Raw genomic sequence first — 24,089 nt, 5'->3', positions numbered from 1 at the left:
CATGGGAGGGCCGCGAGGAACGGTCGACCATGCCGGCCCGCCCTTCGGCCTTATAACGCTCGACCCAGGTGAGGCTACGGAAGGGCGGCGGCATAGACAGCGGCGGTTAGTGGGGACGATGGCAAAGGAAGAGTTCCAAGCAAACTGGCGTGGGGCACGCAAATATCAGTTTGACGAAGAAACGCGTCGGAAGCAGGCCGCGCTGGATCGTAACTTCCCCGATCCTGATCCTGCCCCTTTTTTGCCGCAGCATGACGAGCCCATATCCACGAGCACCGAAGCACCAGGGGACCTCCCACAGTCGTGACCGAGACGGCGCGGTCTCTTCATCGCCACGATGCTTCTATTCGCGACCGTCGGCTCGATCGTGGGCTACGTCACAATGCTGCTTTTGGGAGGCCACCAGATTGTCTCGCCGGCGCCGACGCAGACGACGGACGCGCAGCCTAAGACCAGCAGCACGTCAGAACTTTCTCTGCCTTCGAAGGTGCCCCTCCCACCGGACAGGCCGCGACACTAGTCGGCGTGATCTTCTCGACCCGCCCTTGGTCGCCGATCTCGGGCTTCCGCGATCACACCATAGGCTAATGCGATCACGGCAGTTCACAATACAACTACAAGCGGTCGATTCCTTAAGGGATGTAGCCGCCTCCATCAGAGGTCCGTCGCGTGGGGGCACGCGGCGGACTGCTGGTGGCCGGCGGCGCGGTTGCCTGGAGCATCGCCAGACGACGTCGCGTTTGTTTAGGGCTCCCTAATGTAAGAACGTGTCTTGCACGTTTCTGGAACGTAGGGAGCCCCATTCTACAACACGTTATATCGGCGAATGATCCCTTGCCAGCCGGCACCCTCTCCTTCGCCGGTTAGGCCCGGTAGTCAAAACCCCCAAGCCCCCCGGCTTAACCGCTGGGCCGCTAGCAGTCTCGCCAGCGCGCGCTCGCCGCCGCGGCGCTACCGGCAGCACGAGATGGTCGGCATCGTTTTCCGCGGCCGGTGGATCGGGCTCTTATTTTAGCAGTCGCTAAATTTCTCAATAATTTGAATGCCAGAGTTTAACGCAGTCGCGCAATTGATGGCGACATTCTGCTGTGGGATTGGAAATGCGAACCCTGTCGCGCACTTCAAACTGGCGCGCGACGGATGATAGAAGGCAAAAGTAGCCAGTTTACCCGCGAGGGTATTAATGGGGTAGGAAATGCGCCCTTCCCTGCCCTCAATGCGTCGATTTCACCCCCGCCACGCCCGATTTTGCCCAAGCGCTCCGGATCTGTTCCAGCGGGCCGCTTCATCGTCGAGGCGCAGCAGTAGGAAGGAACCTGTCGCGGGGGGTGTTCGGGTGCCGAACGACGTCCGAAGCCCTCGGCCTTATACTTTAGTTGTAACCTCTCGCGTGTTTGATATCGTGACGGCGGGAGGAAATTCAGATGGCGGTGAAGTGCGCACTTGCGCCGCATATGGGCGTCTTTCCAGCCATTGAACTGGCTCTCTTGAGAGGTGTGGTTCGGGAAATTTTGCAGTCCAGCGAAGCGGAGCTTGACGAAGAGGACGCCGAAATGATCGCGCGCGCAGTGATCGCAGCCTACAAAGACCGCGCCTCATGTCGCGAGGAATTGCTTGAAGCCGCCCGGATTGCCGCCAGGCGCTGCGCTGCATAGGATTTCACATCTGACGCAATGCAGGGCGGAGTTACTCGTTCTTGCGCCCTGGCAATCCGCGCAAATGAAGGGACGTTACGACATCCGAGCTATCTTGGTCTCCGCGAAGACAAGAAACCGGAGGCGGTCCTGCTCGAGACGGAACGTCATGCAAGCGACCTCGCGGCGTCTGCGACGACCGCCATAGCCACAAGCAACCGTGACCGCGTCATCTATCCGGAGTCCAACATCACCAAGGGACAGCTCGCCGACCATTACGCAGCGGTCGCGGCGATCATGCTTCCTTGGGTTGGCGGCCGGCCGATCGGTCTGGTTCGGTGCCCACAGGGCCGCGCGAAGAAGTGCTCTTCCAAAAACACGATGCCGGCGGCTTTGGCGACAAAGTCCACCACGTCGGCATCACGGAGAAGGACGGGCACGAGGAACCATATCTCTATGTCGACGATGCCGACGGACTGATGACTTGCGTCCAGATGGGAACGATTGAGCTGCATGGATGGGGGTCTCGGATCGAGGATGTCGAAAAGGCCGACCGCCTCGTGTTCGACCTCGACCCCGATGAAGGCCTCGATTTTGAGGCCGTCCGCGCCGCTGCCTTTCAGTTCCGCGCCATCCTTAAATCGCTCGGGCTCACGACTTTTCCGATGCTGACGGGAGGCAAAGGAGTGCACGTCATCGCGCCCCTCACTCCTGACGCCGAGTGGCCAGAGGTGAAGGACTTCGCGTCTCGCGTGGCGCAGGCGGTCGCCCAGACCGATCCGGCCCATTTCACGGCCGTGTTGTCAAAGGCGCGCCGCAAGGGTCGCATCTTTGTGGACTATCTACGCAATCAGCGCGGGGCGACCGCAATAATGCCCTACAGCGCAAGATCACGTCCGGGCGCTCTTGTCGCGGCACCGATCACGTGGGCGGAGATGAAGACAATAGATGCGCCCTCACATTTCCACGTGGGCGATGCTCCTGAATTAAAGAAACGCGCAGCCTCCAAAGCTCTGGCGGGATGGGGTCGCGCTGACCAATCCTTGCCCCATCTGTAGCGTCTGGCGCGGGAAGAGGCAGCAAAGCCAGCATTCAAAGGGCAACGCGGCACTCATGGCCTTGCCTGATTGGAACCTGCGGAGATCAACCTCGTTTGGCTGAAGCCATGGCAAAAATCGATCCGAGGACCGTCGCCAATCTTTTGAGGGAATACGCGCAACGGGCGTCTATGCGCGGCGACAATCCCTATCGCACAAAGGCATACTTGCGCGTGGCAGACAGTCTGACGGCGCTGTCGCAGCCGCTTGATCGGATCATCGCCGCCGGCGCCCTCACCAAGATCCCGGGGATCGGCGACGCGATCGCAGACATCGTGACCAAGCTTTACCAAACCGGCACGCACCCGAGCCTTGAGAAACTGCGCGAGGATGTTCCAGAGGGCGTGATGGAGCTGTTTGCCATACCCGGGCTTCGTCCCGATAAGATACTCAAGCTTCATCAGGCGCTCGGCGTGAACTCGCTGGCGGAGCTCGAGGCCGCAGCAAGAGAAGACCGCATACGCCCAGTGAAAGGCCTCGGCGCCGCGCTTCAGGCAAAACTCCTGCAGAACTTGGCCATCGTGCGAAGCGGCGAAACACAACTTCACCTGCACAAGGCCGCCGCGCTTCTCGAACATGCGGTCATATCGGTGAAGCAAGAGCATCCAGAGTTTTCGCGCGTCGAAATCGCAGGCGACTTCCGGCGAGGTTGCGAACTCGTTTCCGACCTCGCCCTGGTAGCGCAGGGCAGAAAGTCGGCTGGTAGCGAGGATACGACCCTGAGGCTTGTTGTCACGGACAGGAAGCACTTTGGCGCGAGCCTGCTCGAAGCAACCGGTTCGGCAGACCACCTCGAGCAACTGAAGACGTTCGCGGCCAAGAAGGGTTTCAGTCTAAACGCCGACGGGCTTCATCGCGGGAGAAATCTGATCGCGTCAGCCACAGAAGAAGAAATCTACCAAGCGCTAGGCTTACAGTTCATCGAGCCTGAATTGCGCGAAGGCAGGGGCGAGATTGAGCGAGCGGCAAAGCAGAAGCTACCCGCCCTCGTCCGGGATGAAGATCTGCATGGCATTCTGCATTCTCACACGACCGCATCGGATGGCACCGAAACGCTTGAGGCAATGGCTGAAGCTACCCGCATGCGCGGTTTCGAATACTATGGTGTCGCCGATCATTCGCAGTCCGCTCACTACGCAGGCGGCCTTTCGCTGCAGGAGATTGCTGAACAGCACCGCGAAGCTGACCGGCTGAACAAGGAATACAATGGAAAATTTCGCATTTTGAAGGGCATCGAGGCGGACATCCTGGCGGATGGTTCGCTCGATTACCCGAATGATATCTTGGAGCAGTTCGATTTCGTCGTCGCGAGCGTGCACAGCCGCTTCAAGTTGCCCAAGAAGGAGCAGACGGAGCGTATCATTGAAGCGATCGGAAATCCTCGGACGACAATCATCGGGCACATGACCGGTCGCCAGCTGTTGCGCCGTCCCGGTTATGATCTCGACGTCGACAAAGTCCTCAAAGCGTGTGCGAAACACGGCGTCGCTGTCGAAATCAACGCACATCCTTGGCGCCTCGACCTCGATTGGCGCTGGCATCAAACGGCACTTGATCAGGGCTGCATCTTCAGCATCAATCCGGACGCTCATTCGATACGCGAGCTCGACCACATGCATTGGGGTGTCGAGATGGCGCGCAAGGGCGGTGTCCCTGCGAAGCGGGTCCTGAATGCGATGCGTTTGACGGCTCTCCTTGCGCATCTCGCACGGCGCAGGCAAACGTCCTAACCTGCTTGTGCGGCCCGGCCTATCAGCGCAGGAGACCCTCCTTTTTAAAATATTCCCAGCCGCGCAAACTGGAGTGCGAGTTCTTATTGGGGCCATAGCCAGCTGAAGCAGCAGTTCCGCGACCGCTTCTTAGAACACGTTTCATAGCGGCCTTCCCGCGCCTCGCCGCCTATTCTCGCAACTGTCGCTGCGTCCTGTTCGCGCCAGGCCGTAACCAATCGCGGTCGAACACGTGAAAGGTGATGTTCCTTGCCCGCCGCGAAGTTTCACCGTTTTCGTCCCGGCGCTCTGCAGGCGACCATCTTTCAAGCGGCGCCCGATCGTCGGCGCGATGAGCCGATCGCAAAGCCAATATGAGTTCTAATCCGCCAGCAACCATGATGCCCTAAAGGCGCAACCGCGATTGTTAGTGGGGCCGCTTGCACCTTCGGCTAACAACGGCAGAGTTGATCTCAAAGTGCGATATCAGACCCGATGCCGCCTGGCGGCTTTTTAGGCCGCGACCCCCCTGTCTGCTATCGGGACCAATTACCAGCAAGCAGCCGTGCGCCATTAACAGGCGCTGTAGCGGGCGAGCGGCTGGTTCGCGCCTGATTCCGGTCATAGAGGCCTTGCCGCCGTAGCTCCATAAACGGACATTGCCGACCTCCAAGGAGGTCGCTGTTGCGCCCGAAGCGCCACTTCGGCTCGTCCTTCAGCGGCGTGGCGGCCGAGGGGCGTCGTCCTCCGCGGCCCGACCTCGTCCGCAACTCATTGTTGCCGCCAGCGGCTGTGCTCTTGGATGCGCGCGATGACCGAGCGGTAGCGAACATCATGGTCAAGCCTGAAAAGCAAGGACCAACCTCGCGACCCTTCCAGGCCTGCGCCATCATCCCTCCAGCAACTCAGGCAATGGTTCCAGGCCAGGAACTTATGCACCCCGACCCGCTTATCTTGATGACACAGGATTTGCACGCCGGGCCTTCCCGGTCAGCAAGGATCGGAGACCATTCTTTGCGCTTGTGGCGTGAACATCGCAATTTACGCGTTTTGGCAGCAGGCAAGCCAATTCGGGCTGCGGCTTGTCCTACGATCCGTAGGCCTACGAGGGTGTTTTGCAATAAAGGCGTGTCGAGGGACGACATGAACGCCGGAAGGCTGCTTCCTTGAACCCAACGATGTGGATGGCTTTCGTCGGAACGGCCGTGGCGATGCAGTTGCCGCCAGGCCCGGACAGTATGCTGGTGATGGCGAGGGGCATCGGCCAAGGGCGGCGTGTTGCTATTTTTACGGTGGTCGGGATGACCGTTCTGGGCGGGTTTGATCCAGCTCCCACTCCTCGCTTTCGGCATATCGTCGTTGTTCCGAACCTCGCCATTCGCGTTCACGCTCCTGCAGTGGGGCGGAGCAGGCTATCTCATCTGGTTCGGGCTGAAACTTGTCTTCGCATCCCCGTCGAATTCCAGTCCTCCAAAGCAGGACGCTGCCGATCCGTTAGCTGCGGCACGCGAAGGGATGATTGCTAATCTCGCCAATCCCTGGCCAATCACATTTATGGTGGCCTTTCTTCCGCAGTTTGTGGATCCCGCGGCGGGCTCTGTGACTTTGCAGATGCTGCTCCTGGGGTGACCCAGAAGATGACCGGCGCCTTTGTCCTCGGGGCCTACGCAGTCAGTTCGGGAGCCATCGGCGGCTGGATAATGCGACACCCCTCATTCATGTTTTGGCAGAAAAGCGTAGCAGTGTTTCCGGACTACATTATCAGTCTGGAAGACGGCCGGAAATTCAGGTCGATGAAGCGCCATCTCGGCTACTTGGCATGACGCCTGACGACTACCGCGCGAGGTGGGGATTGCCCCACGACTACCCCATGGTCGCCCCGAGCTATTCGGTTGCGCGATCTGCAATGGCAAAAGCTAGCGGTCTTGGGCGCAAGGCGCCGACGACTAAGGCGCCTTCTAAGCGGAAGGGTAAGTCGGCTTAGTTCTCTGTTCGTACCCATAGATGACGCAACGTAAAGTCTCAGATGCCGGTGAAGCGGCGGACCTTTCCGCTTGGCCGGCACCATTCAAGGCAAACTCCAGCGAGCGGCGCCGGCCACCTTGCGGTTGCTGGCAACGAGATGCATTCTCGCACTATGTCGCCGCAGCAATATCTGCCGACGACAACGGTAAGCCAGAGCACCATCTGACTGCGGTGACTGCGGCCCTGCATGCCGCTATGAAAATGCTGGCAGCACCCGCTGAGCTGTTGGACTATCTGCAAGGATGCGTGCGCAAGGGGATAGGAGCAGTGGCCTACACGGTGATCTGGTACGGGAAACATGGAATCGTTGAAAAGGTGCCTTTCGACGCAGAGAAGGCCGCGCGGGACCATACCCTCGCGACTTTTCCAAATCGAAAGTCCGGTATCGTGGCGGTGGAAGTTCGTAAAGACGACGGCACGGTCAATTCAGCAAAGCAGGTGGCAGTTAAAGCCCAAAATCACGCGGTCGGGAGCGTAGTAGAGCCCCGGTCGGACTCGATTTGCCCGAACGGGGAAGGAGTATGGTTCTAGGCAGGTATCAAGACGGCGATACGATGTATGCCGACTACCTTGCTTGTATTCGTGGCCTCGTCGGTCTTGCCCTTGGTGCACGTGTATATGCCGCCTTCCTCGAGCTTGAATTCCTTGTCCGCTTTCTTGATCGTGAAAGCACCAGCGGTAATCGTGCAGACCATGTCATTGTCCATCATCATCGCGGGAGCGTGCGCTCCGGGCTGAAACACGACGTCTACGATTGAAATGCTCTTGTAGGCAGGAATGTCGGAGTTTCCCGTGCCGACCTCCACGACCCTGACGCCTGGGGCAATCTCCTTGCCTTCCGTCGGGCCGTATTCCTTGGCCTTCGCAGATGCCGCCAAGGTGAACAAAGGCGCTACGGCGGCTGCCGTCACACCGAGCGCAATTGCAGACCTGCGATTTATGGTTTTCATCGCATCCTCCCAGATGTTTGGTCACGCGTGAATTTGCGAGACGGTTCATGTTAGCAGGTATGCATCTACTTGGCGCTTGCCATCTATCATCCACCCTTGGCTAAGCCGTAGGCGCTCGGTCTGCTGTCTGGCGTGTAGATCAGGCCAACATTGTTGCCGTTGCATTTCTTACAACGAAGCTTGGGTCTATATCCCACTCCATTGCCGGCGCATCCGAGCCGAACCGGTCGCGGAGCTTCGCAAGGTCGAGTTCCTGGTTATAGTGACAGGCCGGGTTGTGGCAGTAAGCCGTAACCTTCATCTTATCATCGATCAGCGATTGCAGCGTCCAGCCTTTTGACATCGATTGGCGGCCCAGAGGTTGCCTTGAAAGAGTAATCAGCTCCGCGTCAACGACCCAGCCATAAAATTGGCTATTATCCGAGCGGCCAGTCTGCTCTGAGAATCGGCTGATTTGTCATGGGTTTTCATCTGCGCGAAAACTCGCCCCAGCAAGGCCAATTCGTCAGGATCAAAAATGCCGGCATCCACGGCTTTTCGTCTGATAGGCATGCTAATCCTCTTCCCGGAAATCCTGAAGCGAAGCGTGCCGCAGGTCTTCCTCTGCCCGCAGATGCTTCCCACAGATGAGCCCACATGCGCCGAAATGGTTCCGGAAAAGAAAAAAGCCTGCCGCACCCCAGTGTCCAGTTGAGCGACGGGCTGTTGCCTGCGAGCGCGGTACTGTAACTAGGCCGCAGCTGCATGCTGACGGTAAATGGAATATTAAAGCTAGCTAAAAAGGCCCGGCTGGCGATTGGCCTGATAATTTTCCTTTAGGACGGCCAGCGGTGCCAATCCAACGCTATCCGGTTGCGCCGCCATCAACGAAATTCTTAATTGCGCAATTGCTAATATACCCGTAATTTCCTCAGCGCGAGGGACGCCCAATGGAGGATCACTATGTCCGGTAAGCCAGCAATCTTTCCAGCGCTAGATCACCTGCCGACACAAGCCCAAGACCATGCCCCACCGGGTTCGTTCGATATCGATACGCTGTTCCCCTCTGCGGTCGTTAATTCCAAAGGCCCGGGCGAGCATTTTGCTCCCCATGCAACCTTTGACCTACCTGATGCCGGCCTTGCTGGCATCGATCACGCGAGCCTGCCAACTCACATTTCGGATTGGTTGCTGATCTAGCAATTCCCTGCGACGTATGACGGCCCGCCTTGGTTGGCGGGCCGTGAGAGGCTTGCTCTACAACCTCATCGACCACATTACCACCAGCCACCACGATGCCAGACGAAAAAGAACGCGACCCACACGCTGGTCATGGCACGTTCCCTGTGCAGCGCTGGCCCCGTTCATCCAGTGGAACGGGACAGGACCGGTTAGGCCACTTACGGCTGGGTCAGTTGGGTAGATGCGTGAAGTCGTCACGGCTCGCATGGACTGCAGCTAGCAATTCCTTTTCGTCAACGATGCCTTGTTCAAAATTTGCCAGCACAGCGGACGCCAAGGCCTCACCGTCTACCGATCTGCGTTCTAACTTAGCATCGGCGCATATCCAGTTGAACACGCGCTGACAGGTCGCCAAAGCGTCCGGGCCTAGGAACCGACTTTGCGGGATGCGCAGCATCTCTACCCTCCCTCAAAATGGGCGAGAGTGCAGTTAGTCTCCCAAGCGGCGATGCCCCTCACGAGCGCCGACGAAGATAGAATACGCGCTATTGCGCGATTATCGAGTCAATTCCAGGGTAGCGTTTAGCGATCCTTACCCTTGCCTGCCACATGGGCGACGGGCTTTGGAGGGATGGCATCTTTGATAAGCTTCAAGGCCTCATCATGAGTAGGGCCACATCTGCGGGCGTAGTAATCAGCCTCGACCACCCATTCGCTGTCGATTGGTTCTTCTCGGCTCTGTTTTGCCTTCTTGCTCATTGAAGGAACCAAAATGCGAGTAGAACGAAGGAGACAAGAAACAGCGACGCTGCCGCTACCAATGCCCCCTTGCTCGCCTCCCGCCTTGGCCGAGGGTCGGGTACAAGTGTCTTACGATTCGGCAGTTCGTTCATGGGAGAAAAATTTGCGGCAGCAAATTTGGTTCCGCTAATCCTTGACTGCTCGGAAACCCGCCGGGCCATTCACGGCAGCGGCAGGCCGATCCCGCTTTTGGGCTGGACCTGCGGCAGACGAAATTTGAGAGAACTCCGCCTGCCGTCAGCAAAAACCTTTGACGATCATTTGCGTTCCGGATGCATGAGCCCGTCAGGAGCGGAAAACACCGCTGATGACAAGCCTTGAAATAAAAAGGGGGGATTCTATGTTCGCCGAATGGAAGCGATTTTCGATGATATCGCCAACGCCCTCAGAGCGCCCCGTATAGACGCTTGGCGCCCTGTCCGCGCCTTCGCCCTCGACATGGCGGCAAGTTGTTCATGGGCCTCGCCATCGGCCTAGGCGTTGGCCTGGAATAGCGCTGGCCGGTTAGCTGCCCTTGCCTTGCCGTAACCGGTTGGGCTGGTGTCGGGCGTATAGATCAAGCCAACGTTGTTCCCGTCACATTTCTTGCAGCGAAGCTTGGGGCGAATATCCCATTCCATGGCCGATGCGTCAGGGCCGAAGCGATCGCGAAGGGATTTGAGGTCGAGCTCCTGCTTATGATGGCATGCGGGGTGTGGCAGTACGCCGTCACCGTCATCTCGTCGCCGGGCGGATCGAGAACTCCGAAATCGACTGAACGTGCACCTCGATCTACATCATGTCCCTTCGCCGCCAGACCTCGCCGGAGCAACTCCCGCACTGCGTCAGACCGGCTCGACATTCGATTCTCAAATCGCCAAGCGTCCAAGACGGCGAGTTCCTCGACTTGAGCATGGTCTGAGACGGTATGTTCGCTTAGATTGCAGCACAGTGAGATCCACTGATGCAGGGTCAGTTGGCGCCACGTGTGGTCAATTCGAAACACCCGATTCCGTTCCCTTCCAACTGTACGATGTCGTACCCAAACCCGTACCCTATTGCTCACGGTCAGCCTTAGGCGGATATTTAGACCATCGCTTGCCGACTATAAGGGCGCAAGCGGCTGAGAGATGATGCATGTGCTCTTGCCCCAACCGGGAGCGGAGAGCATGGCTCAGCTTCAGCAATCAGTTATTCGCAATCGCCTGCTGGCATCTCTGTCGCCTGACGATTTTGCGCTGGTGCAGCCGCATTTGGAAACCGTCACATTTGAATTGCGCCAACATCTGTTCAGAGCAGATCAAAGGATCACCCATGTCACTTTCCCCGAACGTGGGATTGCCTCAATCGTCGCCGACACTGCGGAAGGACGGTTCGAGGTCGGCATGGTTGGATCGGAGGGCCTCGTGGGCATAGCTCTCTTGCTCGGCATAGACCGCACGCCTCATACCTGCATGGTGCAGGCTCCGGGCGAAGCACTCCGCATTGGGGCCGGCGAGCTAAAGGCCGCGATGGAGCATAGCCCCACTTTGCGGGCTCTGCTTCTTCGCTTCGTGCACACCTTCATCGTACAGGTCAGCCAGACCGCCTATGCCAACGCCGGCTACTCCATCGAGGAGCGGCTGGCGCGCTGGCTGCTGATGACGCATGACCGGCTGGAGCACGACGACATGCCTGTCACGCATGAATTCATGAGCATTATGCTGGGCTCGCGTCGTCCAGGCGTCACAATCGCGGTGCAGATGCTAGAGGGCGTCGGTGCTATCGGGGCCACGCGCGGTCACATCACGGTGCGCGACCGCCAGAAGCTGGAACAGCTCGCTGGCCAGTCCTATGGCTTTGCGGAGAAGGAATACTCCAACGTGTTCCAGTTCCCGATCAAGCGAGGCAGTTGAGGTGGACGTGCGCTACTTCATGAATATTCGCTACCGCGGCCGACTGATATCTGACCCCGAAGGCGACGAACTTTCAAACGAAGCGGCCTTGCACGGCCATGCGCTTGACATTGCGCGGGATCTTGTCTTCGGCACCCGCATGGACACAATCCGCAGCTGGTTCGATTGCAGTTTTGAGATCACCGATGAGGGTGGCAGAACCGTACTCGTAATGCCTTTCGACGAGGTAGTTCCAGAGCCTGGATTTGGATCGGCCTAGCGTGGTTTAAGGCGATCGAGCAACCCGAAAGGTACGGTTTCCTACCATTTATTGACTTTCCCCGCCGGCAGTAATTACATCCATTGAGTAGCAAAATCCGGCCATCCGGAGGGGAGGGTGTTGATGCTGACGCGGCTCGATCTCTCAGTGTTTTGCCCCGCCGACCTTGCGATCTGTCAAGGCGTCTTTGATCAAATTTGTGCTAAGCGAGGGTCGCGCGGGCAACCAAGGAAGCCGAGTTAACCGCGAACGCAGTGCTGGTATTATTTCAGCTCGGATTCATCGAGGAATCCGATCTGTTGGTGGCCGCCATGCGATTCATCGACCGGAACGGTGGCTGGCGCAAAGCTAGCCCTTACGAAAATCCTGCCGGGAGGAGTGGAGCAGGTCTTCGTCGCCGCGCAGGGATTGAAGTGGCAACACTAGCCCTGACTTTAATCCTCTCTGTGTAGCCGATCCCGGGCGACGCACCGTCTTCTCTGCAGGTGGCCGTTCAGTGCCGTGCCCCGCCAAGGCGAGTAGATGTCCTTGTCCAGATCGCCCCGGGCGGCCTCGTGAACGGCGCCGAGCCTGTGGCTCACTTGGGATTTTCCCCACCACCAAATGAAAAGCCCGCTGCCCCGGTGTTCGAAGCAGCGGGCCAGGATACGGCCGGGGGGAATCCGGGGGTGCTACCGGACATCCGGCCAGCGCAATAAACGTTGGCTGCCAGACGATTGTTCCGGTTGCCTCCGTCTTGGTTATTTCCGTACAATTTTAGCGCTTCGGCGTGATCTGCCAAATAGCTCGTACACGGCTCAAGGCCCCAGCGCGCCAACCCTGCGCCGGGGCCTTTCCGATCCCCAACGGAATTACTTTCGCACGATCCATTCCAGCAAGTCGGGATCGAGGTCATCGCAATCGGTGAAGTCGCTGATCAAAAGCGCTGCCTCTGCCCGCCATTGGTCTTCGGGAATGTTCTTTTCGATGACGCATTTTATGAAGGCGCCGCGTAGGATGTCGCAGTCAAACACCGATACCCGATTACCTGGTTGATCCATGATGCCAACTCCCATCAAGGGCGGGAGCGCAAAAGAACTCTCAATCACCGATGCCCTATAACTCAGTCGGTGACGATAAGATTCATAATCCTATCGAATTAGGCAATTCAACGGGATTCCACTGTACGTTTTTTACCAAGCCACGAGCCATTCTTGCCCGACTTCTGGCGAGCGCTAGCTTGGCGGGGCGGCTCCCCATTGCCGCAGTGCCGACGCGGGTTTCACTGTTGTCTCACCGGGCAATGCCGCGTCGGCTTTTTGGGTTAAGCTTGGACAAGGTTGTGCGGCTGTCGAGGGAACTCGAAAGCCCGCGCCTCTTGCGGAAAACGCGGGCCGATCGGAGGCCCGATCTTCGGCAGGCGATGGAGGGCACCACCTGCCGCACGCACCACTGTTAGATATCGCTAATGTTCCGTCAAGGCGGTTTGGTCCGTCGGCTTCCAATGCGGCTTTAGTCGCCTACTTTGTACAGAATTAACCAATCTTCGCATTCGGGAACATCGCGTAACGACCGTGCGTTGTTCTGGTTCAGTCGACCAGGGTTCGCGTTATGGACCAGCGTTTCAATCGCACCTGTCTTAGCCCTCACGATATGGCCATTTGCCAACGCGTATTCGATCAGGCTTGCGCAGAGGAACACCTCGATCCTTTAAGCCGAGAAACTCAAATAATAGCGTCGATAGTCGTGGGGATTTTTCGAAATGCTCATACCAATGAACACAAATTGCTCGAGTCCGTCAGGTCTCGTCGACTTTCAAAAACGGACCGCTAAGGCATAATAACAAACAGGGGATTCACAGATTTCCGGTTTCGATCTAGAATCTGGGAATGGAAATGATAATCTCTCCAAGCTCTCGGAGAGCCCCGCCGGGACGTATAGCGCCCGCTACAAGTTCATCGACCATAGCACCACCGCTGCCACCACGATGCCGGCGAAACAGTATGCGACCCAGACGCTGGTCATTCCCCTTCAATCCGAAAGTCCTGCAGCGAGGCATGCCGCAAGTCCTCTTCCCCTCGCAGGTGCTTCACACGGCCGACAAGCCCCGGCTTGACCCATTGCGTCGCTGGCCGCTTCATGCCGGCGCCGGTCCGGCGTGCTCTAGGACACGCTTCCATAGGCGTCTCGAATTGCGCCCCGCGCGTTGATGAAGGCCGAGCCGACATATCGTCCGGTTGCGCGGTCCGCCATGAGGGCGAACGCCGGCTTACCTGGCTCTCGCTCGACCCCGAGAAGGTCGTATTCTTCCACCATGTAGCTCTCGATCTTCAGCCAGGCAGTCGACCGGCCACTACGGTATTTGCTGTCGCGCCGCTTCGAAACCATGCCCTCGATGCCCATCGCGACTGATCTCCTTGCCGAAGAAAGACGACAACTATGTCCATCGAAGAATCCGCCCCTGGGTGCGTCCGCGACGGTAAAGTGGTTCTGGCGCGCGAGGGCATAGCTCACAGTGCGGTCTTCTCGATTCGCATCGGCAACAGTGAGCCGCTCAACGGCATATGGAGCGCCGGCAAGCCCACGTACTCTCTTCCAGACCCTATTCCTCCCGAGGTGAGATCTGTTGTCGTGGAGACCAACAAGACATCGGCGTCGATCGAAATCAAAACGTTTCCAAAGAACGCCGTTCTTGAAAATCCGCTGGAAGTTCTTGGATGGATGGTGAGCAGCGGTTGCAAACGCCAAGCGTTGGCCCTGGTGCGTCAGCTTGTGACAAAAAAGCAATAGATTATCGGCTTGGCGCGCCGTCATCCGTGCTCGCTCGACCCCGGCCGGGACGTCGCAATTTACGTCGAGACGGCGTTGTTTCGCTAGAGCGGGATGAATTGAGGCTGAATCGGCGTGGGATTCCCTCAGGCGTGCAAATCTGATTCAACCTTCTTGCTGGGCAAGGAGGTCAGCATGGATGGGCAAACCTTACTCGATGGATCTTCGCGAACGGGTTGTTGCATCGGTTGAGCGGGATGGGCTGCCACGACGGCAAGCCTCGGCGCGCTATGGGGTTGGTATCAGCACCGTCATCAGATGGGTGAGCATAGTCGCGAAGAGTCGCATTGAACCCGCCGTCACCCAAAGCATAGCCGGCAGCGTCCACGGTGAAATAGGCGTCTTCCTCCGCCCCCTTCGGCGTCCACAATTCACGGCTGACGAGTTCTGCAAGCGGGGTAGCGGCGGCGCGCTGTAGAAATGAAGGACAGGACATCCGTCTCGATCGAGCGATAGCGGAAGGAGGTACCGTGCGGGCACTCCAGATCCTTCAAAGACAGGATCAGGTCCCAGACATGCGTGGGCCAGTTCGGGTTCTAACGATCCTTCCAGCCGCTGGCGACATCCAGCTGCGCCATGTGGGAATCGAGCGCGGTATAGGTCTCGTCAAAGGCCACGCCGCTGGTCATGTCGAGTACGTGCTGGACGGTCGCGCCGCGATAGGCCGTCGCCTCCAGCTCCGGCAGATAGTGCGTCAGGGACGCGGCCGGGTCGACCACTCCGCGGCCGATCAGGATGCCCGCCACGGTGCCGACCACCGACTTGGCGACCGATTGCGACAGGTGCTGGGTATGCGGTGTCATGCCGTTCAGGTAGCGCTCGGCGGCGATCTTGCCGCCATGGAGCACCAGGAGGCCATCGGCATAGCTCGTCTCGAGGAAACTGCCAATGGTATAGGCCTGCTTCGACCGGCAGTAGGCTTGCCGGCCCCGCTCCGCGCCAGACCTGCGTGGTCGGCAACAGGTCCCGGACATGCTGGAAGGTCCATCGGTCCAGGGCGCGCGATCCCAGTCTTGCCTTCGAATGAGAGAATTGCCGGGTGCAGTCGGATCACGGAATGGCGCCATGATCTCCCACCGGAACCTAGCGGGGCTGCCGACGGTGGCGGGCGAGACGCCGACCTGATGGGCGATGTGCTTGCCGGTCCAATGTTGCCGCCGCAGCGTCATGATGCGCTCGGCGATCAACGCAGCGGTGGCCTGTGGCATATTGGCGGGCCGCGAGGAACGGTCGATCATGCCAGGCCCTCGGACTTATAGCGCTCGACCCAGCGCGCCACGATCTTGGCCGACACGCCGTAGACACGCGCCGCATGGGCTTTGGAGAAAGCGCATTCTATCACCGACAGCGCCATCTCCTTTCGACGCAGCGGCGTGAGACGGCATTCTTGTGGATGTTCATTCGGATCCTCCGGTGAGTGCTGAAGCCTGGTAACTCCAGTCTCCCCGGTCCGGTCGCAAAGAAGGCGGCGTCATGCGTGGAACCGACCGGCACATGCCAAGTTTTATATATCCGGGCTCGGCAGGCTGATCAGTAACTTGGATAGTTCCAGTACATCTTCGAATGCCGCCTCACTTGCCGGCGGAGCTTCGCTTGGGAATCCAGCGATGAAGGGCATTGCGTCAAAAGTGGGTAATGCAACGAGGCGGAAATGACATCTAAAACCAGGTCTGCCACCATCAAGCCTTATAGCGGACCGGTCGGTGGCTGGGGCTCTGCCAAGTCCGTCGCCTCGATCATCGCCAAAGAACACGTGCCTCTGAAAGGCCCAAAGCTGCTTTCGACGCAGAACAAGCCTGAAGGCTACATGTGCGTGAGTTGCGCCTGGGCGAAACCTTCCCAACCGCATCCGCTCGAATTTTGCGAGAACGGCGCAAAGGCGACGGCGTGGGAAGTCACCTCAAGACGGGCTGACCCTGCGTTCTTCGCCAAACATAAGCTAGCCGAGCTGGAGCTCTGGCCGGATCATGATCTGGAGGAACGGGGCCGACTGACCAATCCCATGCGCTGGGATACGACGAGCGACACATATGTCCCGGTCGCGTGGAGCGAGGCGTTCGGCGAAATTGGCAGAGAACTGCGGGCGCTCGATCCCCATCAGGTCGATCTCTACACCTCAGGCCGCGCGTCGCTTGAGACGAGCTACATGTACCAGTTGTTTGCGCGCATGTATGGCAGCAACAATCTGCCTGACAGTTCCAACATGTGCCACGAAAGCTCGTCGGTGGCGCTTCCGGAAAGCATCGGCGCCCCTGTCGGCACAGCAATCCTGTCGGATTTCGAAAACACCGACTGTATTTTCTATATCGCCCAGAACGTCGGGACGTCCTCGCCTCGCCTGCTGCACGACCTCCAGGATGCGGTCAACCGTGGCGTCAAGATCGTCACCTTCAACCTGCTGCGCGAGCGCGGACTGGAACGCTTCGTCAATCCGCAGTCTCCGGTCCAGATGCTCACCGGCAAAGAGACCCAGATTTCATCGGAGTACTATCAGGTCAACAATGGCGGCGATATCGCGGCATTGTTCGGCGTCTGCAAGGCACTCATCGAAGCTGATGACGCCTTGAAGGCTTCCGGCAACAGCCGTGTGGCGGGAGAGGATGGCGAACCGAAGGATCCGAACAATGCGGCAATGTTTGCTTTTGCGGCTTCAATAGCCTCGGTCGATAAAAAGCATGTGCTAGACCACGATTTCATCAATGAGCATACAGCCGGGTTCGAGGACTTTGCCCGGGCCGCGCGGGCACACCAGTGGGATGAGCTGGAGCGGGTGTCCGGGCTGTCCCGCGATGAGATGATGCAGGCCGCCGCCACCTACGCCAAATCCGACGCCGTCATGATGGTGTATGGCATGGGCCTGACGCAACACCTCATGGGCGTCCAGAACGTCCATATGGTCTGCAATCTCGCGCTGCTACGCGGTAATATCGGCAAGCCCGGAGCAAGCATCTGTGCTGTTCGCGGTCATTCCAACGTCCAGGGCCAGCGGACTGTCGGCATTACCGAGAAGCCAGGCCTGGCCCCATTGGACAAACTCTCCGAGCTCTATGACTTCCGGCCGCCGCGCTGGACAGGTCGCTCGACCGTCGAAACGTGCGAAGCGATCATGAACGGGCAATCCCGCGCTTTCATCGGTCTTGGCGGGAACTTCTTGAAAGCGGTGCCTGATACCGCCGCCATGGAAGACGGATGGCGCAAACTACGTCTGAGCGTGCAGATCGCGACTAAGCTCAACCGCAGCCACGTCTTGCATGGCGAAATCGCCTATCTCCTGCCCTGCCTGGGCCGCATCGAGGTGGACGAGCAGGCGACCGGTCCGCAGGCCGTGTCCATGGAGAGTTCGATTGCCCATTTCCATGGCTCTCGCGGAAAGACAAAGCCGGCTAGCACCGAACTGCTGTCGGAACCCGCGATCGTCGCCGGTATCGCCAAGGCCACGCTCGGCGAGACCAAAGTCCCATGGGATGCCTGGGTCGGCAACTATGCCGAGATCCGCGACGCCATCGAGCGGACATATCCGGAGACCTTCAAGGATTTCAACAAGAGGCTTTTCAAGCCTGGCGGGTTCGCCAGACCCCTGCCGGCGCGTGAGCGCAAGTGGGTGACGCAAAGCGGGAAAGCCAATTTCATCACCCCGGACAGGCTTTTTCCGGAATTGTCCACGACGCAGAGCGCCGAAGTCCTTCATCTGGCGACGCTTCGCTCCAACGATCAGTTCAATACCACGATCTATGGCTACAGCGATCGCTTTCGGGGCGTCAACGGAACGCGCATGATCGTCTTCATGAACCCCGCAGATATTACGCGGCTCGGATTTGTCGACGGCGAAGATGTCGATCTTACAACGGCGATCGATGAGCCCACCGTGCGCAAGGTGTCGGGATTGAGGATCGTTTCCTACAATATCCCCGAGGGCTGTTGCGGGGCATACTATCCCGAAATGAACCCGCTCTTCCCTTTGGCCCATCATGACCCGAGATCGAAGACGCCCTCTTATAAGCTTTTGCCAGTCCGCCTCAGCCGTTCGCAACTAACTCCAGATGGTTGAGCCCTATTGGGGAAGAAGACCGCGTGTCAGAGAGGGTAAGCGAAAATCTGAAGTCGGTATTATTGGCCGGAGGCCTCCTGCTTGTCGTCGGCTTGGGAGGCGTGCTTGGCTGGTTGAGGGGACCGAGAGACCTCCGCGTCGATCCGCCGGCGGTGGCCGATCTTGACCGGTTCCGGCTTATGCATAACGGCATCAGCGGAACACCGCCCGAGACCTATTTCGCGCTCGGGAAGCCATATGAAACAGACGCCTACAATCTAAGTCAAGGCAAGCGCCTCTATGCCTGGTTTCGTTGCCCGGCTTGTCACGGAGATGGCAGTGGCGGTGTCGGACCGAGCTTCCTGGATGGTTGGTGGCTTTACGGGCCTGAGATGGTTTCGATCGTCGCTTCCATCCGCGACGGCCGGCCACACGGCATGCCAGCCTTTCGCGATCGGATGGCGATCGAGCAGATCTGGCAGCTCGCGGGATATGTCCAGACGATCGGTTCCTATAAGCCGAAGATTGCTGCGCCCAGTCGCAACGATGACAAACACACGCGCCCGGCCGAAAATCGTGGCCCCGCGATAATCCTGTTCGATCAGGGGCCTGTAGGCGTCCACCCAGACGAGGGGCCGTCGCCGTGAGAACCCCACGCAGCCTCCTGATATCGATCATCGCCGTCATGTCGGGCTGCAGCGGCAACCAGTCGGCGCTTGACCCCCATGGCGCTCCGGCGATTCATCTCGAGCACCTGATCATCGGCGTAGTCGCCGTGTGCACGCTGGTCTGGATTCTGGTAATGGTCATGCTGGCCATGGCGCTTCTAAAGGGACGCCGCGCTGGACCGGAAAGCGCGGCATCCGAGAAGCGATTGACAACGATAGTGACTGCCGCGGTGGCGGTAACTGTTGTCATCATCGCCGGTCTGACGATCGCAAGTTTCTTCACGACCCGCAGCATCGGCGTCCCGAACGACACCGCCCTTACGATCACGGTCAAGGGACAGCAATGGTGGTGGCAGGTGTTCTATGCCGGTTCCGGCACAACGCCCGGCTTTCAGACCGCCAACGAAATCCACATCCCGATTGGCGAGGATGTTCAACTCCGGCTTGAAAGCTCCGATGTCATTCATTCGTTCTGGGTGCCTAGCCTCGCCGGAAAGCAGGACCTCGTGCCGGGGCGGTCCAACACCTTGCTTCTGCGGGCGGAAAAACCGGGCGTCTATCGGGGACAATGCTCGGAGTTCTGCGGCTTGCAGCACAGTCACATGGCGATCATGGTCATCGCCGAGGCGCGAGCGGACTATGAACGCTGGGCCGCATCACAGCGTGGTAATGCGGTGATGCCGGCCGATCCGGACGCAGCCTCGGGACAAGAAGCCTTCCTGCGTAAACCCTGTGCTGCCTGCCACACAATCCGCGGCACGGCCGCCAATGGCACCACTGGACCCGATCTTACGCACATAGGCGGCCGTCAGACCATCGCCGCCGGGCTGCTGGAAACCACGCGCGGTTCGCTCGGCGCCTGGATCGCCGATCCACAGACGCTCAAGCCCGGAAACAACATGCCGATGGTGACGCTCACCAGCGCAGAGCTCCAGAATATCTCCGCCTACATGGAGAGCCTGAAATGACGCGCGCGGATGACCGGAAGCTTCGTGACACGGCATTGAGCGATGCCGAACTCCATCGCCGTCTTGCATCGGTCTGGTCAACACCGCCGGGTCTGTGGGGTTTCCTTTCGACGGTCGATCACAAGATGATCGGCCGGCGCTACATCATCACGGCGTTTGTGTTCCTGGCGCTTGGCGGATTGCTGTCCCTGCTGATGCGGCTGCAACTCGCACAACCCGAAGCCCGTTTTATCGGGCCCGATCGCTACAATCAGATTTTCACCATGCACGGCACGAACATGATGTTCCTTTTTGCCGTGCCCGTGATGCAGGCGATGGCCGTCTACCTCGTGCCGTTGATGGTGGGAACGCGCAACATCGCTTTCCCGCGCCTCAACGCGTTCTCCTACTGGATGTATCTCGCCGGCGGCTTACTGTTATGGATCGCCTTTGTGCTCGATACCGGCCCGGATGTCGGATGGTTCGCCTATGTCCCGCTGTCCGGCCCCCAATATGCGGCTGGAAAGCGAGCCGACATCTGGGCGCAGATGATCACATTCACCGAAGTCTCCGCGCTTGCCGTCGCCGTCGAGATCGTCGTGACCGTCTTCAAGCACCGCGCGCCTGGAATGTCTCTCGACCGGATCCCTTTGTTCGTCTGGTCGATGCTGGTCACGTCTTTTGTTGTCATCCTGGCAATGCCGGCGATCATGATCGCAAGCACTTCGCTTATTCTCGATCGGCTGGTCGAGACACATTTCTTCAATCCGGCCGAGGGCGGCGACGTGCTGCTGTGGCAGCACCTCTTCTGGTTCTTCGGACACCCAGAGGTATACATCATCTTCCTGCCGGCGGTGGGCATGGTATCGACCATCGTCGCGACATTCGCGCGGCGGCCCGTGTTCGGCTATCTGGCCATGGTAATGGCCCTGATCGCCACGGGCGTTCTGGCATTTGGACTTTGGGTCCACCATATGTTCGTCGTCGGCCTTCCCCGGCTTGGAGAAAGCTTCTTCACCGCCTCGAGCATGGCGATCGCAGTTCCGGCGGGAGTGCAGATCTTTTGCTGGCTAGCGACGATCTGGGCAGGACGGCCGCTCTTCAAGACGCCGTTTTTGTTCGTCATCGGCTTCGTTGTCACTTTCGTCATTGGCGGCCTGACCGGTGTCATGGTGGCGTCAGTCCCGTTCGATACGCAAGTCCACGATACCTATTTCGTCGTCGCCCACTTCCATTATGTGCTGGTCGGCGGCGCGGTTTTTCCCTTGCTCGGCGCGATCTATTACTGGTTCCCAAAGCTCACCGGCCGGATGATGAGCGAGCCACTCGGCCGCTGGGTGTTCGGCCTTATCTTTGCCGGCTTCAACCTTACTTTTTTCCCCATGCATATTCTCGGCCTGCGAGGCATGCCGCGCCGCATCTATACCTACCAGCCCGAGATGCCATGGTCCGGCCTGAACATGTTCATCAGCCTCAGCGCGATCGTTCTCGGTCTCGGTTTCCTACTGTTTTTCGTCGACGCGATACGCAGTGCCAGGTCAGGTCCCCCCGCGCCATCCAACCCATGGGACGCCTCGACGCTCGAATGGGCGACGTCGTCGCCACCGCCGCCGTACAATTTCGCCCGGCTGCCGGTGGTCGGCAGCCTCGAACCGTTGTCAGACCGCCCAGATGCCCTTCCCGTCGCTGCAGGCCTTCGTGTCGACCGTCGTGAGCTGTTGGTCAGCAGCGTTGTCGAAGCGGTGCCGGAGGCGCGAGAATCTTCGTCCGGGGATTCGATTTGGCCGTTGTGGGCGGCATTTGCCACCACGGCGACGCTGATCTGGTCGATCTTCACCCCGTGGGCAGTCGTCTGGGGCTCGATACCGATCGCGATCGCACTCATCGGCTGGTTCTGGCCGAAGGGCGTACCGGAGGACGAGTCATGAAGGCTGGTGTTGCACTCGACCTGACCGAACTCCCGCCGCACGGCTTGGGCACCGCGAGCCCGTCCTGGTGGGGAACGCTCGCTTTCATGCTCATTGAAGGCATGGGCTTTGCGCTTTCAATCGTCGTCTATCTCTATCTCATGAGCCTGGCGCCGCACTGGCCGCTGGATGCCGCGCCGCCCGATCTGCTTGCCGGAACGACCCTGACAGCTTTCCTGATGGCAAGCCTTGTTCCCAATATCTTCGTCGCCCGTTGGGCGCGCAACCAGGACCTGCTGAAAGTGCGCATCGGGCTCATCGTCATGTCCGTGCTCGGCATCGTGCCGCTGATCCTGCGCGCCTTCGAGTTTCCGGCAATGCACATCATGTGGGACCAGAATGCTTATGGTTCGATCGTGTGGGTCATGCTTGGCCTCCATACGACGCACATTCTGACTGATCTGGTCGAAACGCTGGTGCTGACCTGCCTCATGTTCTCGCGGCATGGCGACAATGCGCGGCGTTACGGAGATGTCAGCGACAACGCGATGTACTGGAACTTCGTGGTCGCGACGTGGTTGCCGATGTATGCCTGTCTCTATTGGGTTCCACGGCTATGATCAAAAGTTGGCTTCGATGCGGTGGCCTGCTCGCACCGCCACTTGCCTGGGCGCTCAGCACTCAGCTTGGACAGATCACACCCTATCTCGATTGCAGGCAGGCTGTTCCATGGACCGCGGCCTTTGCGGGCGCGTTTCTCGTCGTCTCCATTGCCGGTGTCGCAGCCTCGCGGGCCACCTCAACCGAACTGGTCAAGTCACAGCGTTTCGTCGCCGATGCAGGTTTCCTCATCGCACTGGCGTTTGTCTTTGCGCTGTCGTTGCAGGGGACAGCAACGATGCTGCTCGACCCATGCCAGCGCTGATCTGCACCCTGATCTTTTTCATGAGTGCCACTGCGGCGATGGCGCACGGCGACGAGGTCCATGCTGGCGGGCTTCCCTGGACGTTTGATCTTTGGATCGTTCTGCCTCTCGCGATGCTGGCAGCGCTCTACGGCATAGGCGTCATGAGGCTGGCATGGCGCGCCAGGCGGCCCGGCGGTCTTCTCATCCGCGCACTGTTTTATTTCGGAGGCATGCTGACGCTTGCGGGAGCGCTGCTGTCGCCGCTTCATTGGCTGGGCGAACACCTTTTCACCTTCCACATGATCGAACACGAGATTGTCATGGCCGTCTCGGCACCCCTTATCGTGCTGGCACGGCCGGTTGGCGTCCTCCTGTGGGGGCTGCCCGGAAGAGCGCGTCGCATCGCCGGATCTGCGATGCTTTCCCCATCTATAAGGGCACCATGGGACTGGTTTGCGGGCGCCACAAACGCGACCATCATTCATGGCGCGGCCATCTGGATTTGGCACGTGCCGACCCTTTTTGATGCGGCCGTGACCGACACGGCCGTCCATCGTCTCCAGCATCTCAGCTTCTTTGCCACAGCCATTTTGTTCTGGTGGGCAATTGTGTGGCGAACCGACTACGGGGCCTCGGCCTGGCATCTGTTTGCCACCATGATCCACACCAGCGTCTTGGGTGCCTTGATGGCGCTCGCCCCACGCGTGCTCTACACCGCGCAGACCCAGGCTGCGATGGAATGGGGGCTGACGCCCCTGGAAGACCAGCAATTGGCTGGCATGATCATGTGGATTCCGGCCGGCACGATCTACGCGGCGGCGGCAATGACGATGCTGGCGCTCTGGATTCGCGGATCGAGCGAAAGAAGGCCGAAAAATGCCTGACCTACCTGCCTCTCCCGCTGGCCGCGCCGCCTTTATGGGCATTGCCCTCATCGGGGCGTCGGCCGCCTTTGTCGCGGTCAACATCGCGCGCGACAATCACACTCAGACGGCTCTGGCCAAAGCGATCACTGGCGGCGATCCCGCACGAGCCCCAGAGATCTTTCGTCGTTACGGCTGTTCCGGCTGCCACACCATACCCGGGATACCGGGAGCGGATGGGCAGGCCGGTGCGCCGCTCACCGGCTTGTCAAAGCGCGTGTACATCGCTGGCGTGCTGGAAAACAACTCCGACAACCTTGTCGCATGGATTGTTTCGCCCCGGAGCTTTTCCCCGCGCACGGCAATGCCGGAGACCGGCATCTCCCAAGAGGAAGCCAAAGACCTTGCAGCGTACCTCTACGCGCAATGAGCTTAGGGCATTGTGGACGTCG

The 24,089-nt window shown here is 59.2% G+C and carries 24 protein-coding genes and 4 pseudogenes; 20 read left to right on the top strand and 8 right to left on the bottom strand.

Annotated features, from left to right (window positions below):
- The first annotated feature begins 1,424 nt into the window (after positions 1 to 1,424).
- The 7 genes and pseudogenes from ACYHH6_RS11995 to ACYHH6_RS11965 all read left to right on the top strand — a co-directional run bounded on the left by ACYHH6_RS11995 (position 1,425) and on the right by ACYHH6_RS11965 (position 6,996).
- Complete coding sequence (locus ACYHH6_RS11995) at positions 1,425 to 1,655, top strand: hypothetical protein (protein ID WP_352592014.1); 231 nt, start codon at positions 1,425 to 1,427, stop codon at positions 1,653 to 1,655.
- Between the two features lie 18 nt (positions 1,656 to 1,673).
- Entirely contained in the window at positions 1,674 to 2,114 is a 441-nt protein-coding gene (ligD, locus tag ACYHH6_RS11990) for a non-homologous end-joining DNA ligase LigD (RefSeq protein WP_352592011.1), read from the top strand.
- Positions 1,997 to 2,692: a non-homologous end-joining DNA ligase gene (gene ligD, locus ACYHH6_RS11985; RefSeq protein ID WP_352592008.1), complete on the top strand. Its 696-nt coding sequence runs from the start codon at positions 1,997 to 1,999 to the stop codon at positions 2,690 to 2,692. The genes ligD (ACYHH6_RS11990) and ligD (ACYHH6_RS11985) overlap by 118 nt, the downstream gene beginning before the upstream one ends.
- 107 nt (positions 2,693 to 2,799) lie before the next feature.
- Positions 2,800 to 4,461, top strand: coding sequence for a DNA polymerase/3'-5' exonuclease PolX (locus ACYHH6_RS11980; RefSeq protein ID WP_352592077.1), 1,662 nt, complete (start codon positions 2,800 to 2,802; stop codon positions 4,459 to 4,461).
- Between the two features lie 1,299 nt (positions 4,462 to 5,760).
- Complete coding sequence (locus ACYHH6_RS11975; RefSeq protein ID WP_352592006.1) at positions 5,761 to 6,069, top strand: LysE family translocator; 309 nt, start codon at positions 5,761 to 5,763, stop codon at positions 6,067 to 6,069.
- 110 nt (positions 6,070 to 6,179) lie between these two features.
- A pseudogene (locus ACYHH6_RS11970) lies at positions 6,180 to 6,424 on the top strand (Ros/MucR family transcriptional regulator); the annotation flags it as partial.
- A 20-nt stretch (positions 6,425 to 6,444) separates the two neighbouring features.
- Complete coding sequence (locus ACYHH6_RS11965; RefSeq protein WP_352592003.1) at positions 6,445 to 6,996, top strand: hypothetical protein; 552 nt, start codon at positions 6,445 to 6,447, stop codon at positions 6,994 to 6,996.
- Here ACYHH6_RS11965 and ACYHH6_RS11960 read toward each other — a convergent pair.
- Positions 6,993 to 7,415 carry a hypothetical protein gene (locus tag ACYHH6_RS11960; protein ID WP_488500432.1) on the bottom strand — a complete coding sequence of 141 codons (423 nt, stop codon included), beginning with the start codon at positions 7,413 to 7,415 and terminating at the stop codon, positions 6,993 to 6,995. The two genes, ACYHH6_RS11965 and ACYHH6_RS11960, sit on opposite strands and share 4 nt — an antisense overlap.
- Positions 7,416 to 7,554: 139 nt before the next feature.
- Positions 7,555 to 7,758 (bottom strand): hypothetical protein, encoded by a 204-nt coding sequence (locus tag ACYHH6_RS11955; RefSeq protein WP_352591997.1) that lies wholly within the window; start codon positions 7,756 to 7,758, stop codon positions 7,555 to 7,557.
- Between the two features lie 599 nt (positions 7,759 to 8,357).
- Between ACYHH6_RS11955 and ACYHH6_RS11950 the strand changes: the two genes are divergently transcribed.
- Positions 8,358 to 8,594, top strand: coding sequence for a hypothetical protein (locus tag ACYHH6_RS11950; protein ID WP_352591995.1), 237 nt, complete (start codon positions 8,358 to 8,360; stop codon positions 8,592 to 8,594).
- Between the two features lie 211 nt (positions 8,595 to 8,805).
- On the opposite strand, the gene ACYHH6_RS11945 is transcribed toward ACYHH6_RS11950, so the two are convergent.
- The gene (locus ACYHH6_RS11945; RefSeq protein ID WP_352591992.1) at positions 8,806 to 9,033 is read right to left on the bottom strand and encodes a hypothetical protein; all 228 of its coding nucleotides are present in this window, start codon (positions 9,031 to 9,033) and stop codon (positions 8,806 to 8,808) included.
- A 125-nt stretch (positions 9,034 to 9,158) separates the two neighbouring features.
- The gene (locus ACYHH6_RS11940; RefSeq protein ID WP_352591989.1) at positions 9,159 to 9,335 is read right to left on the bottom strand and encodes a hypothetical protein; all 177 of its coding nucleotides are present in this window, start codon (positions 9,333 to 9,335) and stop codon (positions 9,159 to 9,161) included.
- Between the two features lie 1,190 nt (positions 9,336 to 10,525).
- Between ACYHH6_RS11940 and ACYHH6_RS11935 the strand changes: the two genes are divergently transcribed.
- Both ACYHH6_RS11935 and ACYHH6_RS11930 read left to right on the top strand, forming a co-directional pair.
- Positions 10,526 to 11,251, top strand: a complete 726-nt coding sequence (locus tag ACYHH6_RS11935; protein ID WP_352591986.1) for a Crp/Fnr family transcriptional regulator — start codon at positions 10,526 to 10,528, stop codon at positions 11,249 to 11,251.
- Between the two features lies 1 nt (position 11,252).
- Positions 11,253 to 11,510 carry a DUF6894 family protein gene (locus ACYHH6_RS11930; RefSeq protein WP_352591983.1) on the top strand — a complete coding sequence of 86 codons (258 nt, stop codon included), beginning with the start codon at positions 11,253 to 11,255 and terminating at the stop codon, positions 11,508 to 11,510.
- Between the two features lie 851 nt (positions 11,511 to 12,361).
- Here ACYHH6_RS11930 and ACYHH6_RS11925 read toward each other — a convergent pair.
- Both ACYHH6_RS11925 and ACYHH6_RS11920 read right to left on the bottom strand, forming a co-directional pair.
- Positions 12,362 to 12,550, bottom strand: a complete 189-nt coding sequence (locus ACYHH6_RS11925) for a hypothetical protein (RefSeq protein ID WP_352591980.1) — start codon at positions 12,548 to 12,550, stop codon at positions 12,362 to 12,364.
- A 1,102-nt stretch (positions 12,551 to 13,652) separates the two neighbouring features.
- Complete coding sequence (locus ACYHH6_RS11920; RefSeq protein ID WP_352591977.1) at positions 13,653 to 13,892, bottom strand: hypothetical protein; 240 nt, start codon at positions 13,890 to 13,892, stop codon at positions 13,653 to 13,655.
- A 36-nt stretch (positions 13,893 to 13,928) separates the two neighbouring features.
- On the opposite strand from ACYHH6_RS11920, the gene ACYHH6_RS11915 reads away from it, so the two are divergent.
- A complete protein-coding gene (locus ACYHH6_RS11915; protein ID WP_352591974.1) occupies positions 13,929 to 14,279 on the top strand; it encodes a hypothetical protein in 351 nt (116 codons plus the stop codon).
- A gap of 178 nt (positions 14,280 to 14,457) precedes the next feature.
- A pseudogene (locus tag ACYHH6_RS11910) lies at positions 14,458 to 14,586 on the top strand (IS630 family transposase); the annotation flags it as partial.
- Here the strand turns inward: ACYHH6_RS11910 and ACYHH6_RS11905 are convergent.
- A pseudogene (locus tag ACYHH6_RS11905) lies at positions 14,584 to 15,385 on the bottom strand (serine hydrolase domain-containing protein); the annotation flags it as partial. The pseudogenes ACYHH6_RS11910 and ACYHH6_RS11905 sit on opposite strands and share 3 nt — an antisense overlap.
- Positions 15,386 to 15,415: 30 nt before the next feature.
- Positions 15,416 to 15,719, bottom strand: a pseudogene (locus ACYHH6_RS11900) (leucine zipper domain-containing protein); the annotation flags it as partial.
- A 250-nt stretch (positions 15,720 to 15,969) separates the two neighbouring features.
- Between ACYHH6_RS11900 and ACYHH6_RS11895 the strand changes: the two are divergent.
- Genes ACYHH6_RS11895 through ACYHH6_RS11860 form a run of 8 tightly spaced genes read left to right on the top strand, consistent with a single transcriptional unit; the run spans position 15,970 to position 24,067 of the window.
- Positions 15,970 to 18,366, top strand: coding sequence for an FdhF/YdeP family oxidoreductase (locus ACYHH6_RS11895; protein ID WP_352591971.1), 2,397 nt, complete (start codon positions 15,970 to 15,972; stop codon positions 18,364 to 18,366).
- A gap of 23 nt (positions 18,367 to 18,389) precedes the next feature.
- Positions 18,390 to 18,992: a c-type cytochrome gene (locus ACYHH6_RS11890; RefSeq protein ID WP_352591968.1), complete on the top strand. Its 603-nt coding sequence runs from the start codon at positions 18,390 to 18,392 to the stop codon at positions 18,990 to 18,992.
- Positions 18,993 to 19,030: 38 nt separating this feature from the next.
- Positions 19,031 to 19,981 carry a cytochrome c oxidase subunit II gene (gene coxB, locus ACYHH6_RS11885; protein ID WP_352591965.1) on the top strand — a complete coding sequence of 317 codons (951 nt, stop codon included), beginning with the start codon at positions 19,031 to 19,033 and terminating at the stop codon, positions 19,979 to 19,981.
- Positions 19,978 to 21,888, top strand: a complete 1,911-nt coding sequence (gene ctaD / locus ACYHH6_RS11880) for a cytochrome c oxidase subunit I (protein WP_352591962.1) — start codon at positions 19,978 to 19,980, stop codon at positions 21,886 to 21,888. Before coxB ends, ctaD begins: the two co-directional genes overlap by 4 nt.
- Positions 21,885 to 22,487 (top strand): cytochrome c oxidase subunit 3, encoded by a 603-nt coding sequence (locus ACYHH6_RS11875; RefSeq protein WP_352591959.1) that lies wholly within the window; start codon positions 21,885 to 21,887, stop codon positions 22,485 to 22,487. Before ctaD ends, ACYHH6_RS11875 begins: the two co-directional genes overlap by 4 nt.
- On the top strand, positions 22,484 to 22,792 hold the full coding sequence (locus tag ACYHH6_RS11870) for a hypothetical protein (RefSeq protein ID WP_352591956.1): 309 nt from the start codon (positions 22,484 to 22,486) through the stop codon (positions 22,790 to 22,792). The genes ACYHH6_RS11875 and ACYHH6_RS11870 overlap by 4 nt, the downstream gene beginning before the upstream one ends.
- Positions 22,780 to 23,658 (top strand): cytochrome c oxidase assembly protein, encoded by an 879-nt coding sequence (locus ACYHH6_RS11865; protein ID WP_352591954.1) that lies wholly within the window; start codon positions 22,780 to 22,782, stop codon positions 23,656 to 23,658. Before ACYHH6_RS11870 ends, ACYHH6_RS11865 begins: the two co-directional genes overlap by 13 nt.
- Complete coding sequence (locus tag ACYHH6_RS11860; RefSeq protein ID WP_352591951.1) at positions 23,651 to 24,067, top strand: c-type cytochrome; 417 nt, start codon at positions 23,651 to 23,653, stop codon at positions 24,065 to 24,067. Before ACYHH6_RS11865 ends, ACYHH6_RS11860 begins: the two co-directional genes overlap by 8 nt.
- Positions 24,068 to 24,089 lie beyond the last annotated feature (22 nt).

The organism is Mesorhizobium sp. P171375 (genome assembly GCF_057786075.1).
This window is presented reverse-complemented; position numbering and strand designations above follow the sequence as displayed.

Coding starts and splice junctions, on each gene's coding strand:
- coxB (WP_352591965.1), top strand. CDS start 19,031: ATGTCGGGCTGCAGCGGCAACCAGTCGGCGCTTGACCCCCATGGCGCT.
- ACYHH6_RS11995 (WP_352592014.1), top strand. CDS start 1,425: ATGGCGGTGAAGTGCGCACTTGCGCCGCATATGGGCGTCTTTCCAGCC.
- ACYHH6_RS11895 (WP_352591971.1), top strand. CDS start 15,970: ATGACATCTAAAACCAGGTCTGCCACCATCAAGCCTTATAGCGGACCG.
- ACYHH6_RS11955 (WP_352591997.1), bottom strand. CDS start 7,758: ATGTCAAAAGGCTGGACGCTGCAATCGCTGATCGATGATAAGATGAAG.
- ACYHH6_RS11945 (WP_352591992.1), bottom strand. CDS start 9,033: ATGCTGCGCATCCCGCAAAGTCGGTTCCTAGGCCCGGACGCTTTGGCG.
- ACYHH6_RS11925 (WP_352591980.1), bottom strand. CDS start 12,550: ATGGATCAACCAGGTAATCGGGTATCGGTGTTTGACTGCGACATCCTA.
- ACYHH6_RS11915 (WP_352591974.1), top strand. CDS start 13,929: ATGTCCATCGAAGAATCCGCCCCTGGGTGCGTCCGCGACGGTAAAGTG.
- ACYHH6_RS11865 (WP_352591954.1), top strand. CDS start 22,780: ATGCCAGCGCTGATCTGCACCCTGATCTTTTTCATGAGTGCCACTGCG.
- ACYHH6_RS11980 (WP_352592077.1), top strand. CDS start 2,800: ATGGCAAAAATCGATCCGAGGACCGTCGCCAATCTTTTGAGGGAATAC.
- ACYHH6_RS11960 (WP_488500432.1), bottom strand. CDS start 7,415: ATGAAAACCATAAATCGCAGGTCTGCAATTGCGCTCGGTGTGACGGCA.
- ACYHH6_RS11860 (WP_352591951.1), top strand. CDS start 23,651: ATGCCTGACCTACCTGCCTCTCCCGCTGGCCGCGCCGCCTTTATGGGC.
- ACYHH6_RS11965 (WP_352592003.1), top strand. CDS start 6,445: ATGACGCAACGTAAAGTCTCAGATGCCGGTGAAGCGGCGGACCTTTCC.
- ctaD (WP_352591962.1), top strand. CDS start 19,978: ATGACGCGCGCGGATGACCGGAAGCTTCGTGACACGGCATTGAGCGAT.
- ACYHH6_RS11935 (WP_352591986.1), top strand. CDS start 10,526: ATGGCTCAGCTTCAGCAATCAGTTATTCGCAATCGCCTGCTGGCATCT.
- ligD (WP_352592011.1), top strand. CDS start 1,674: ATGCAGGGCGGAGTTACTCGTTCTTGCGCCCTGGCAATCCGCGCAAAT.
- ACYHH6_RS11940 (WP_352591989.1), bottom strand. CDS start 9,335: ATGAGCAAGAAGGCAAAACAGAGCCGAGAAGAACCAATCGACAGCGAA.
- ACYHH6_RS11950 (WP_352591995.1), top strand. CDS start 8,358: ATGTCCGGTAAGCCAGCAATCTTTCCAGCGCTAGATCACCTGCCGACA.
- ACYHH6_RS11920 (WP_352591977.1), bottom strand. CDS start 13,892: ATGGGCATCGAGGGCATGGTTTCGAAGCGGCGCGACAGCAAATACCGT.
- ACYHH6_RS11875 (WP_352591959.1), top strand. CDS start 21,885: ATGAAGGCTGGTGTTGCACTCGACCTGACCGAACTCCCGCCGCACGGC.
- ACYHH6_RS11870 (WP_352591956.1), top strand. CDS start 22,484: ATGATCAAAAGTTGGCTTCGATGCGGTGGCCTGCTCGCACCGCCACTT.